This window comes from Eisenbergiella sp. OF01-20 (assembly GCF_003478085.1).
Classification (GTDB): domain Bacteria; phylum Bacillota; class Clostridia; order Lachnospirales; family Lachnospiraceae; genus Eisenbergiella.
In genome coordinates, this window is the sequence record NZ_QUES01000043.1 from 12,669 (window position 1) to 25,845 (window position 13,177).

A 13,177-nucleotide genomic window follows, 5' to 3' on the forward strand; every position below is an offset into this window, starting at 1 on the left:
CACTCTTCCTCCGGAATCCGTGTCTTTTATCTATTGTATCGGATCAGGTGAAAGATTACAATCAGAGTTTCCTGATGGGGGCGGCACTCACTTTTCATCTACACCCCCAGCCATATTTTTCGCCATTTCCCACAAAAAAATTAATACGCTTTCCACAAAATTTACCGTTGTTAACTATCGCCGGATATGGTACTATTTATGGAAAAGAATTTTTTGGGGAAAGCTACCCTGAAACGTGGGAAAAGACAGGAGAGGAGAGAAAGACTTGAGCACAAAGGAACAAAAAGGTAAAGTTGATGCGGATTATTCTCTGATGCCCGTTCCGGGGCATGCCCGCCGGAATATCGTGACGATGTTCATGATTATGCTGGGGTTCACTTTTTTTTCGGCAAGCATGTGGACCGGCCAGGAGCTGGGGGCCGGACTTGATTTCAATGGTTTTATCGGATCGTTGCTGCTGGGCGGCGCAATTCTTGGTATTTATACGGCATTACTGGCCTATGTTGGCTGTAAAACCGGATTGTCCATGGATTTGCTGGCCCAGCATTCTTTTGGTAAAAAGGGGTCTTACCTGCCTTCCGCGCTGATCAGCTTCACACAGATAGGATGGTTCGGCGTGGGCGTGGCAATGTTCGCTATCCCTGTTGCCAGGCTCCTCGCACCGGATAAGCCATGGATGGTGCCGCTGCTTGTGGCTGCCGCCGGGATCTGTATGACGGGATCCGCTTTTTTCGGAATCCGGGCCATGACTATCGTCAGCTATATTTCCGTCCCTCTGATCGCCATGCTGGGAATTGCGGCTATGGTTATTGCCGTGCGCACGGGCGACGCCAGCCTGACGGATAAATTTGCGGAAAGCCAGGGGCTGAGTATGATAACCGGCGCAGGCATGGTTATCGGTTCCTTCGTCAGCGGCGGTACGGCCACCCCGAATTTTGCCCGTTTTGCCAAGACGCCGGGGGCGGCTGTCTGGACGACCATAATCGCCTTTTTCCTGGGCAACAGCCTGATGTTCTCCTTCGGCGCCTTCAGCGGGGTGTATGTGGGCGGAAACGATATTTTTGAGGTTATGATCGCGCTGAACCTCACCGTATTTGCTATCATTGTACTGGGGCTGAATATCTGGACAACCAATGACAACGCGCTGTATTCCGCAGGGCTTGGCCTGTCCAACATTACGAAGATCAAGAAAAGCCCGCTGGTTCTGATTTCCGGTGCGCTGGGGACCATTACCGCCATCTGGCTGTACAACAATTTTACCGGCTGGCTGAACATCCTTAACTGCACCCTGCCTCCGGTTGGGGCGATTCTCATTCTGGGATTCTTCTGCCATAAGGCGGATTATGCACAGGATAAGGAAAATACGCTGGAGGTGAACTGGTTTGCCATTGCGGGCGTAGTACTGGGCGCGGTGGTTGCCAATGTGGTACCTTTTGGAATCGCGTCCATTAACGGCATGGCTGTGGCCTGTATCTGTTATCTGGCGGGAGAAGCGGTAAATAGGAAAGGAAACTGACAAATGCTGATTACAAATATTCATCTGGAGAACGGGGAGGACTGTACGGATATCCGGGTATCGGACGGTGTTTTTGAAACAATCGCGCAGGGGCTTTCGGCGCTGCCGGGAGAAGAGGTTATCGACGGGACCGGCTGCATGATCCTGCCTCCTTTTATTGAGTCCCATGTGCATCTGGATACCTGTCTGACCGCGGGGGATCCGGAATGGAACATGTCCGGTACTTTGTTTGAAGGAATCGAGTGCTGGAGTAAAAGAAAAGAGAAGCTTACCAGACAGGATGTAAAGGATCGTGCAGGAAAAGCTATCCGTATGCAGGCGGCAAACGGGGTTCAGTTTGTAAGGACCCATGTGGATGTGACGGATCCCACACTGGTGGCTATGGAGGCCATGCTGGAGCTTCGGGAGGAACTGAAGGACGAAATTACCATTCAGGTGGTTGCGTTTCCCCAGGAAGGCATTTTGAGCTATCCCCATGGAAAAGAACTGATGGAAAATGCGGTAAAGATGGGTGCCGACTGTGTGGGCGCCATCCCCCATTTTGAGTTTACGCGGGAATACAGCGTGGAATCCCTGAATTTTGCCATGGATCTGGCATACCGGTATGACCGGCTGGTGGATGTGCACTGTGATGAAATCGATGACGAGGCCTCCAGAGGGCTGGAAACGCTGGCGGCAAGGGCCTATGAGATGGAACTGTCTGATAAAGTTACGGCAAGCCATACCACGGCTATGCATTCCTATAATAATGCTTATGTGAACCGGCTGATGCGCCTGTTAAAAATGAGCCGGATCAATTTTGTGGCAAATCCGCTGGTGAATACCCATCTGCAGGGACGGGCGGATACCTATCCCAAACGCCGGGGGGTCACAAGAGTGAAGGAACTGCTGGAGGCCGGGCTGAATGTATCCTTTGGTCATGATGATGTTTTTGACCCCTGGTACCCGCTGGGAACCGGGAATATGCGGGATACGGTGTTCATGGGCCTGCATGTATGCCAGATGATGGGTTATGAGGACATCATGAATTCCTATAAGCTCATTACCTATAATGCCGCCAAAACCCTGCATTTGGGAGGCAGCTATGGAATCCGGGAAAAAAATCCGGCGGATTTCATTATTCTTAACGGGGATAACTTTTACAACGTCCTGAACAAAAAGAGTGAAATCCTCTATTCCTTCCGAAAGGGGAAATTGCTGACAAAAACCATTCCGGCACAGACGGAAATCTGTTTTTGACACCGCACCAGTCAAAGAGCCAAAGCGGCTTTTGAATAATCAAATGTAACGTAAATTTACTTATGAGGAGGAAATGTAATTATGGGTGAAAAGACCACGAGGCAAAAGCTGATTCTGGGCATTCAGCATACCCTGGCCATGTTCGGCGCCACCGTACTGGTTCCGGCATTGACAGGGCTGAATACCTCGATCACACTGTTCTGTGCCGGCCTGGGCACATTGCTGTTCCACTGGATCACAAAGAAAAAGGTGCCCGTTTTCCTGGGCTCCAGCTTCGCTTTTATGGCAGGTATCATGGCAATTATCGGGGACTCCAGAATGGGAGATCCCGATTTCCTGGACAAGCTGGCGGCCGTGAAAGGCGCGCTGATTATTGCCGGTCTTGTTTATGTACTTTTTGCCGGCCTGATTAAGATTTTCGGATATGAAAAGGTAAATAAACTGCTGCCCCCTATCGTAACGGGTCCGATCATCATTGTCATCGGGCTGCGTCTGAGCAGCACGGCAATTAACAGTGCATTTTATTATAACGGAGAATTCAGCCTGAAGGCTGTACTGGTTACGGTAGTGATTCTCACCGTGGTAATCTGTGTTTCCATTTTTGCAAAGGGTATCTTTAACCTGATGCCTATCCTGTTCGCCATCATTGCGGGCTATCTGGTCTGCCTGCCCCTTGGCTTCTGTGATTTCACCGCTGTCAGGGAGGCTCATTTCCTTTCCTTTATGGACAAGGATATCGTATCCCAGCTGCTTTGCATCCCGCAGTTCAAACCGGATGCTATCCTGGCTATTGCGCCTATCGCGCTGGTAACCATGATTGAACACGTGGGGGATATTACCACCAACGGTGCCGTTGTTGGCAAGAACTTCATGGTGGATCCCGGCGTTCACAGGACAATCCTGGGAGACGGCCTTGCCACCGCCCTGGCCGGTATCCTGGGCGGACCCGCCAACACTACCTACGGGGAAAACACAGGTGTCCTCGCCGTGACCAAGGTATATGACCCTTCCGTAATCCGCATTGCGGCGGTATTTGCCATGATTCTCGGTATTTTCGGTAAATTCGGAGGCTTTATTACCAGTATTCCTTCCCCGGTTACCGGCGGTATCAGTATCGTGCTCTACGGTATGATTTCCGCGGTAGGCGTGCGTATCCTCATTAATTCCCGGCTGAACTTCGGCAACAGCCGTAACCTGCTGGTGGCTGCGATCATCCTTGTCCTGGGTATCGGCTGTGACAGCATCCCGGTATACGGAGCCGTTACCATTTCCGGCCTGGCCCTGGCAGCCGTGGTGGGAATTATTCTGGCATTTATTCTTCCGGAAGGCGAGGACAGCGTGCTGAGTTAAGTAAACGTCCTGCATACGGAACTTTCTCCTGCGTTAAGAGCGGGAAAAGGATATAGAGCAGTCAAAAACCCCGCCGATGATGGCGGGGTTTTTGACTTGAACATTTCCCGGCTTATCCTGGCAGCCTGCCATCCGACACTGTATTCTGCGGCACGGATTTTTTTCATTTCTTCTTCTTCGTTATATTCAAAAATCGACATAGCTATAACCTCCGCCCTTTGTGCGGCTAAAAACTCATTCCAGATCCAGTGAGGTCACTTTCTTTTCAGATGCATCCGACGAAAGCGGGTTGCCTTTTTAGAATTCACACGATATCCTACTGCAATTATCGCATCCAAATTGTAGCATTTTACCTTTCGAGTGACATCACGTGTCCCTTCTCTTTGAACTACCGAGAAAATCTCGGTAGTTGCCGTCTCATCTAATTCTTCTTCATGAAATATATTTTTCAAGTGCAGAGAAATGTTATCTGTGCTGCAATCAAACAACTCTGCCATGACTTTTTGCGATAGCCAAAATGTCTCATCCTTATAATAGACACTAACACAAATATTTGTGTTATCTACCTGATATAGTACAATTTCATGTTCACTATTCATATAGTTTATTATTCCTCTCGCTATGTTAAGACTCAAGCAAGTCATTACCAATCATATTTTCGGGCCTAACAAACAACCCCTCAACTTCCAACCGGAATACAGTATCCTTGTGATTTCTTACGACATATCGTTCTTTTTGTGTTTCGCCCATTAACTGCTCCTTTCTTTTGCAATGGTTGCAGGAAGCAGCGGAAAGGGAATGCCATATTTCCTTTTCTTCCAGATGGCTCCTGCCTGTTTCAATGGATTATAAGCATAGAGTCTCTGAATAGAAATAGAAGAAAGACGGCAAAAAGCCCAGATTCACAGAAGTTTATGCTTATGTTCAGCCTATCACAAAACTGTCTGAAATACAATAATATTTTTAACTGTTTATGAGCATCCAAAATTACAAAATGTTCCGCAATGTACAAAATGTTCCGGAAAGCCTGGAAGAACATTTTGTGCGCCGGAGAATTTTCTGGCAGTTGAAAAGGCAGGCAGAGGCGCTTTATACTGGGGCCAGTCAAACGGGTATCCCAAACCGAAGGAATACGGAAAAAAGAGGATGTCTGTCAAAAGGATTGGAGGATCATTATGAAAGAGAGGACGGCGGTCTTTTGGGACAGGCCAAAGGGATCCGGAGAAAAAAAGAAATACGGAAGAGGGGTCATAAAGGAAAACCTGCAGATTTACGGCCTGATGCTTCCCACACTGATACTGATACTTATTTTTTGTTACATACCTATGTACGGGCTGGTCATTGCTTTTCAGGATTATGTTCCGGGAGCGCCGTTTTTAGGAGAAGGAGTGAAATGGGTCGGCCTGAGATGGTTTGATAAATTCATTTCCGGCCACTATTTTTCCAGGCTGATTAAAAATACCCTGATACTGAGCGGCCTGAATCTTTTATTTGGTTTTACAGCTCCTATTTTCTTTGCGCTGCTGCTGGATCAAATCAAGCATACCCGTTTTAAAAAGTTTATCCAGACGGCCAGCTATATGCCTTACTTCATTTCCACGGTGGTGGTTGCCGGGATGGTTATTTCCTTTATTGATACGGACGGGATTGTAACCAACCTTCTTACGGTAATGGGTTTTGACCGGAAAAATTATCATGTGGATCCCGCCGCTTTTCCCTGGCTGTATACCATAACCAATGTATGGAAAAATTTCGGATTCGGAAGTATTTTGTATTGCTCCATTATTTCTTCCATCGATCCCGGGCTTTATGAGGCGGCAAAGCTGGACGGCGCCAACCGCTGGCAGCAGATATGGCATGTTACCATACCCGGTCTGCAGGCGGTAATCGCCATCAACCTGATCACGACGGTGGGCGCTATCCTTGCAACCAACTCGGAACTGATATTGCTGCTGTATACACCGGCCACTTATGATGTGGCGGATGTTATCGGGACCTATACCTACCGGCTTGGTATTCTGGAGGGACAATACAGCTACACGACGGCAGCAGGGCTTTTTACGGCAATTATCGGTTTCGCTTTTACCTATGCGGCGAATAAAATCAGCAATAAGCTGACGGGCTTCGGTCTGTGGTAGAAAGGGGAGAAAGGAGTAAGGATGAAAAAGCAGAATAAAAACAAAATCAAAGAGGGGAACCAGGCCGTAACCGCCGTCCTGTATATTCTGGCCGCCGTCGCCGCCCTTATTACTCTCTATCCTATGTATTATGTCCTGATTTTATCCCTGAGTGACCCGGCTTATGCCGCTACCATGCGGGTTTACCTGTTGCCGAAGGGCTTCAATCTCTCCGCCTTTGAAGTTCTGATTACCGACACCAAGATGTGGAGGGCCTATACCAATACTATCCTGTACGTGCTTCCCACCACCGTACTCATGATTGCCACAAGTACGGTAGTGGCGTTTGGCCTGAATTATAAAAAATTGATAGGAAGAAAATTCTTAACCATGTTTCTCCTGATACCTATGTATTTTGCAGGAGGCACTATTCCTTCTTTCCTTCTGATGGTGAAGCTGGGGTTATATGACAACCCCCTTTCCCAGATTATTCCGGCCTGCTTCTCCATATGGAACATTATCCTGGTAAAGGCATATTTTCGTTCCATACCGGAATCCCTTACGGAGGCGGCCAGGATTGACGGAGCCAGTTTGGTGCAGGTGCTTCTCAAGGTATTTGTTCCTTTGGGAAAACCCATTTTTGCGGTGCTCGCCGTTTATACGATTGTAGGTGTCTGGAACAGCTGGTTTTCCGCCATGCTTTACCTGCCTCACACACAGTGGCAGCCTCTGCAGATGTACCTGCGCAGGATATTGGTGGAATCCAAGCAGACCCTCACCCAGGTGATGGATGCGGCGACGGCCAAGGAACTGGCGATGAGACAGCTCTCCAATGCCCAGCTGAAATATGCCATGATTATATTTACCACACTACCCGTATTATGTACCTATCCTTTCTTCCAGAAATATTTTGTAAAAGGAATGGTATTGGGCTCTTTGAAAGAATAACCAATTAAATTTAATAAACGAAGGAGGCAGTTATGCGAAGAACAAAGAATTTACACAAGGTATGGGCGGCAGTTTTAGCAGCAGCGATGATTGCAGGCACACTGACAGGGTGCCGGAAAGAGACAGCGGTACAATCCGGGGAAACCGGTACGGCAGGGACGCAGGATGCAGACCGGAACGGGGAAGAGCTGGCGGCCATCACAATTCTGGGGGTGGACAACAAAGCGACGGATGATTCCGGTAATGCGGTTTATCTGTCGGATTGGGTAAACGGGGACAGCAAAATGTGGCAGCGGCTGACGTCGGATCTGGCAGAAAGGGGAATCCGTCTGGAGCTGGATTTAATCCCGGAGGATCAGTATGAAACAGTGGTTCAAACCCAGATTGCGGCGGGCCTTACCTGTGATATTGTTAATATTAATGGAAGTACAAGCAATAAAAGAACGGTGGATTATAAAACGCTGATGAATTTGGTTAACCAGGGCAAACTGGTTGCCCTGAATGATATCTGGAATAATTATTCTGACGGAACAGCCAGGGAATTTTTTACCAACGGTGTGGGAGCGGAAGTTGAGAAACTCAATACGATGGAGGACGGAAATATTTATTGGCTTTCCGCCTGCACGGTGGGTGATTACAACGGGGAGGTATGGGGCGGTTTTACCGGGCCTATGATACGGAAGGACTGGCTGGACAAGCTGGAGCTGGAAATGCCGGAGACCACGGAGGAGCTGTTTCAAGTGCTGACCGCCTTCCAGGCACAGGATGCCAATGAAAACGGGGAGCCGGATGAAATTGTTGCGGTGGATTATAATACCTTCGGTAACGGGATTGCACAGTTTTTCGGGCTGGGAACCCAAGCCTGCTTTGTGGATTATGAAACCGGCAAGGCAACAAGCCCCTGGTATCAGGATGGGGTAAAGGATTATATCACTTTTATGAAGAAGCTCTGCGATGCCGGACTTTTGGAAACATCAGGCCAGGGAAACGAAAAAAAGGCGGAGAACAAAGTCTCCATGATAAGCAGTTGGTGGATTTCCACCTGGGATGAACCGGGGGTTATTGTAAAGGAAGGACAGGCGGCGCCTTACTTCGTGGGGACGCTGTGTACCGGTGTAGAAGGCATCGATCCTCTTGTTACCAGACAGAACGGCATACAAAAAGGAACCTATGAATTTGCCGTAACTTCCAATGCAGATAAAGAAGCGGTAGGCCGGCTTCTTGATTATCTGGCCAGCGAAGAGTACAGCGTGCTTTCCGAGTTCGGCATTGAAGGCTATACCTATGAAATAACGGAGGATGGCAAGAAAAAGAAGCTGCCGGCCAATGATATCAGTGAAGTGCAGATTATGTCAAAGCTGCCTGCTCTATGGGTCAATAATTCCATCCTTCCCCGGGTGGAGGTGACGGACAGGGCCCAGGAATTGATTACCTGTGCACAGGCCGGCCTTACCATGGGCTATCCGGACACCGGGTTTGAAGAGAAGGCCGCAGTGATTCGGGATATTTATGAGAACGAGGATAAATACAGCTTTGCCATGATGGACACGGAGGCCAATCTGGCAGCCGCAACAGAAGAAGAGACAGAAAGAATGACTGAAATCAAAGCAGATTTTGATACCTATTACCAGGAATTGCTTACCAAGCTGATTCTGGGACAAGCTTCTCTGGAGGACTGGGATACGTATATCAGCGATATGAAAGCGCTTGGGCTGGATGAACTGATAACCATTACACAGGAAAGATATACAAGAGCCCGGCAGTAGGTTTTGCTGGAAAAATTGAACGCCGGAGCGGAGTACGGGTAACAGTCCAGGTTACTATTCACGGTTCAGACCTGTCTGGATTGTTCTGGATTCGGATTCGTTGTACTTCATCCGGCGTATGTGTATAATAGCTGTATCAATTGGGGGATGGTGGGTTATGTTGGGGGTTGGCAAGAATAAATTTTTCAAAACTCTTTTTTTGACATTTTTTCTGCTTATGGCGGCGCTGATACTTGTTTTTTATGGAATTATTTCTTATCAGCTGGAAAGAGGGAGACAGGCATCCGTGGAGCAGGAACTTTTGCGTAAAGTGGAACGGATGACGCAGGTTATTGATGAAAAATTTTCCACGGTGGATATGATTGCCACCCAGATAGCGTCCAGCAGCTGGATCCGCTATGCCGGGGCGCAGTCTGCTATTTTGTATTCCCGGATGGATACTTTAAAAAAGCAGGAAATTTCCCAGACCATAGGGAATGCGAATGATATCCTCAAAATCGCCAAATCCACTGCAATACTTTTTCCCCGCAAGAATATGGCTATAGACAGGGTATCCTTCTGGGAATGCGAACGATACCTGAATTCCGTAGATTTGTACCCCCGGCTCCTTTATAATCTGCAGACGGCACTGGAAGGAAATTACAGTACACAGGTGCTGTATACGGACGATAAGGTGAAAGCGGGATATGGTAATTTTATCATTGTGAAACAGCTGAAATACGATGACAAGCCGAGCCAGATCCTGTTTGTATATGTGGATGGCAGACTGTTTGAAAAATTTATTAAAAATAATGTTTCAGATACGCTTCATTTTGTTCTTACTTTTGACGGGAACCCTGTTTATGAGTGGAATAACGGGAATGTAAAAGAGTCCGGGGAACAGATTTACGCTAAGACCGTGCCCTCGGGGATGTACCGTTGGACTTATGAGTTTACGGTGGATATGAGTTATCTTAACAGCGGAAACCAGACGGCTTATTTCATGCTTTTGGGCTGTGCGGGCTTTTTAATTCTTGCATTCGCAGCCTCTTACCTTCTGGCAAGGCTGACCCACAGGCCGGTCAGCATACTGGCGGAGCGGTTCGGAATGAAGAAGCCCCACCGCATTTACGGGCTTGAGGATATTGAAAAATCCTATCTGGAGTTGAATAACGAAAAAGAAGGGATGGAATCCCTGGCCAATCAATATTATGAAATCGGAAAGGATGATTTTCTGGGCGGCCTGCTGGCGGGAACCTGTGAGAAGGAAAAAATAAAAGAGCATATAAGGCAGTACCATCTGGATTTTACGGAGGATATGGCTTATCTTGCGGTTTTGTTTCCGTTTTGGGAAGAGGATAGGCAGAAGGCGTTTATAAGGGCTTTGCTGCAGCTTCAGATGGATTGCTGCAGGGACGGATTTCCTGTGGCGATGTATCATACCCAGGGCATGTATTATCTGATCCTTCCTTCCGCCCAGGGAAAGGATGCCCTGCGGGGAAAAGCGGAGCAGCTGTGCATCATGGTGGATGAGCTGCTTCCGGATATGGATGTGGAATTATATTTCGGACAGCCCCATCATGGATTCCAGGGAATTCACAGGTCCTATGAGGAAGCGAGGGAAAAAATGCTGGGAGGAAATGATCCGGACAGGGTTCGGTATTACTACCCGCTGGAACTGGAAATAAAAATTATTAATTATATGAGGATTGGGAATTTTGAAGAAGCGGAGGAAATCTGCGGGCAGATCCGGCAAGAAAACGAGAAAAGACGGCTGCTTCCCGGCGAAGCGGGAAAGGTGACAGGCTTGCTTTTTGAGGTATTTTACCGGTTTGCCATGGATATGCAGAACACGCTGCCAAGAGACGCCTGTGGATATGGGGAGGCGGAGGAAGCACAGGATGTGGATAAGATGTGGGATTCGCTTCTTATGATTCTGGCCGGACTGAAGGAGGAGTATTATAAAAACCGGAATCTGAAATCTCTGGGTTATGATATTGTGGAGTATGTCAAAGCACATTTTACTTCTTCAGGCCTTTCCCAGCAGGATATTGCCGATTATTTTAAGGTGTCCAGACCTACCGTTTCCAAGGTTTTTAAAGAGACGATGAAAATGAATTTTATCGATTACCTGCACAGGCTCCGTGTGGAGCGTGCCAAGCAGCTGTTTGAGCAGGAAGATTACGATGTGCCTGCTGTGGCGCAGCTTTGCGGGTATGAAAATGAAATCACATTTAAGAGGGCGTTCGTGAAACATGAAGGAATGACGCCCCGTGAATATGTGAAAATGAAAAGCAGGAGAAAAGCGGAATGAAAAAAATAAAAGCGGCGGGTCTTTCCCTGAAGGGCGGCTATTATAAAGAAGGAAACTGGTACGACATACCGCAGGAGTACGTAACGGAAACCGGGTTTTTCTATAAAACAGAAGAGGCGTCTTATTCCCTGCGGCTAACGGAAACGGAATACGGTTATGATTACCGGCTGGAAGAAAAGGCAACCTTTGAAACCCGACTGCGCTTTTGGCTTGAGGGAGAGGAAAAGGAAGGCTTTCATGTAATTCCATGTAATCTTTACGGGGACAATAATATTGACCGGGTAAAGCCGGGAGAATTCCCCAGCCTGACAAGCCGTTATCCGGGGACAAGGTTCTGTTCCCCTTTTTGGGCATTCCGGGCGGACAGGGCGGCAATGCCTCTTACGGCAATGACGTTGGGAGAGTTAGCTGTGGGGATTGCCATCGATCCTTACTGTAATGTGCCGGGCGGCCATATCCATAATGGAATAGAGGCGGGCCTGCCGTCACTGGTGGGAGTTTCCCTGGGATACGAAAATTTTCCCGTCACCTTTGTGGATAAGACAAACGCGGGGGAGCCGACTGCGGAATCCGCCGCGGAGGCGGAAGCCGGCGGTTCCATTTACCTGTATTCAAACGGCGGGAAAGAAGGAATCCATCTTATGATACGGGAGGAGTACGGTAAAAAGCATGAGAGAGCGGTATTTAAAAAGAACTTCCGGGAAGCGGCCGCAGCGATGGTGGATGCGTTTACCGGGCTGAACTGGAATGAGGAATGGCAGGCATATACGGATATGTCCTGTAAGCCTTCAGAAAATACCTTACTGAAAGCCTGGCGTCCGGTATATGAAATCGGCTGGACAGGTATCGGTGAGCTTGCCTGCCCTCTGGTTGCGGCCAGGGAACTGCTGCAGCTTCCCGAAAGCGCTTTCGGGAAGGCGAAAACAGGGGAGGCATTGATCGAACAGGTAGTGGGAGCCTATAATCCGGTTTCCGGCCTGCTGAATGATTTGGTAGCCCCCGTTGATTCCTCCGGCTCTCTGGTAAACGGATGGTGGATTTGGTATCACATCGCCTCAGACTGCCATTGCGCTTATAACAATGGGAAGGCTGTCCATGAAATCCTGAAAACCATCTGTTTTCTGAAAGACAGAGGAAAGCCATATCCCGTCCACTGGCTTGATACTTGCTTAAAGGTGCTAAATACCATCAGTACGCTGCAGGCAGAAGATGGAAATTATGGTTATACGTACAGTACGGAGGAGAAAAAGGTGCTGGACTGGGACGGCTTTGCCGGCTGCTGGTTCCTTCCCTGTATGGCTTATGCGTATTCCCTGACAGGACAGGAGGCTTATCTGGAAAGCGCCCGGAAAGCGGAAGGCTTCTACCGGAAGTATGTAAGGGATCTCAATTGCTACGGGACGCCTATGGATACCTGGAAGGCCGTGGATGAGGAAGGCAATCTGGCCTTTATCCGGGGAACCAGGCTGCTTCATGAAATAACCGGAGAAAAAGAGTACCTGAAGGATTTGGAAAGCGGCGCGCAGTACGAATATTTGTGGAGGTACGGTTATCGGACAAGACCGGAATATGCCCCGGTAAAAACCGGCTGGAATTCCTGCGGAGGTTCCGTTACCAGCATTTCCAATCCCCACATCCATCCCATGGGTGTGATCGTGGACGATGATCTGCGATACCTGGCGGATAAGACGGGGGATCCCTACCACCAGTCCAGGGCGGATGACAGCACCGCCTGGATGATGCAGAATCTGGAATGTTATCCGGAAAAAACCGGATACGGCAGATATGGGGTGGTATCGGAACGGTGGTGCCCCAGTGACGGGCTGGTAACGGAAAGGGACAGCGACGGCACGCCTTATGCCTCCTGGTTCACTTATAATATGTGGTCTGCGGCCAACATCCTGGAGGCCCTGACCGATATCATCGGCAGGGATATGTGAATATTTGA

Annotated in this window: 10 protein-coding genes; 8 read left to right on the forward strand and 2 right to left on the reverse strand. The window is 48.6% G+C overall.

Going from position 1 to position 13,177, the window contains the following annotated elements; genetic code table 11:
* Positions 1–265: 265 nt before the first annotated feature.
* The 3 genes from codB (at position 266) to DXA36_RS28620 (ending at position 4,105) form a co-directional block, all read left to right on the forward strand.
* The gene (codB, locus tag DXA36_RS28610; RefSeq protein ID WP_118682684.1) at positions 266–1,516 is read left to right on the forward strand and encodes a cytosine permease; all 1,251 of its coding nucleotides are present in this window, start codon (positions 266–268) and stop codon (positions 1,514–1,516) included.
* Between the two features lie 3 nt (positions 1,517–1,519).
* Positions 1,520–2,755: a cytosine deaminase gene (gene codA / locus DXA36_RS28615; RefSeq protein ID WP_118682685.1), complete on the forward strand. Its 1,236-nt coding sequence runs from the start codon at positions 1,520–1,522 to the stop codon at positions 2,753–2,755.
* An 81-nt stretch (positions 2,756–2,836) separates the two neighbouring features.
* Positions 2,837–4,105 carry a uracil-xanthine permease family protein gene (locus tag DXA36_RS28620; protein WP_118682686.1) on the forward strand — a complete coding sequence of 423 codons (1,269 nt, stop codon included), beginning with the start codon at positions 2,837–2,839 and terminating at the stop codon, positions 4,103–4,105.
* On the opposite strand, the gene DXA36_RS28625 is transcribed toward DXA36_RS28620, so the two are convergent.
* Both DXA36_RS28625 and DXA36_RS28630 read right to left on the reverse strand, forming a co-directional pair.
* A complete protein-coding gene (locus tag DXA36_RS28625) occupies positions 4,102–4,305 on the reverse strand; it encodes a hypothetical protein (RefSeq protein WP_118682687.1) in 204 nt (67 codons plus the stop codon). The two genes, DXA36_RS28620 and DXA36_RS28625, sit on opposite strands and share 4 nt — an antisense overlap.
* A gap of 54 nt (positions 4,306–4,359) precedes the next feature.
* Positions 4,360–4,704, reverse strand: a complete 345-nt coding sequence (locus DXA36_RS28630; protein ID WP_118682688.1) for a virulence RhuM family protein — start codon at positions 4,702–4,704, stop codon at positions 4,360–4,362.
* Positions 4,705–5,280: 576 nt separating this feature from the next.
* On the opposite strand from DXA36_RS28630, the gene DXA36_RS28635 reads away from it, so the two are divergent.
* The 5 genes from DXA36_RS28635 (at position 5,281) to DXA36_RS28655 (ending at position 13,169) form a co-directional block, all read left to right on the forward strand.
* Complete coding sequence (locus tag DXA36_RS28635) at positions 5,281–6,243, forward strand: ABC transporter permease (protein ID WP_118682689.1); 963 nt, start codon at positions 5,281–5,283, stop codon at positions 6,241–6,243.
* A 21-nt stretch (positions 6,244–6,264) separates the two neighbouring features.
* On the forward strand, positions 6,265–7,170 hold the full coding sequence (locus DXA36_RS28640; protein ID WP_118682690.1) for a carbohydrate ABC transporter permease: 906 nt from the start codon (positions 6,265–6,267) through the stop codon (positions 7,168–7,170).
* Between the two features lie 32 nt (positions 7,171–7,202).
* Complete coding sequence (locus DXA36_RS28645; RefSeq protein WP_118682691.1) at positions 7,203–8,936, forward strand: extracellular solute-binding protein; 1,734 nt, start codon at positions 7,203–7,205, stop codon at positions 8,934–8,936.
* 157 nt (positions 8,937–9,093) lie between these two features.
* Positions 9,094–11,229: a helix-turn-helix domain-containing protein gene (locus DXA36_RS28650; RefSeq protein WP_182479307.1), complete on the forward strand. Its 2,136-nt coding sequence runs from the start codon at positions 9,094–9,096 to the stop codon at positions 11,227–11,229.
* Positions 11,226–13,169: a hypothetical protein gene (locus tag DXA36_RS28655; RefSeq protein WP_118682693.1), complete on the forward strand. Its 1,944-nt coding sequence runs from the start codon at positions 11,226–11,228 to the stop codon at positions 13,167–13,169. Before DXA36_RS28650 ends, DXA36_RS28655 begins: the two co-directional genes overlap by 4 nt.
* Positions 13,170–13,177: the final 8 nt, after the last annotated feature.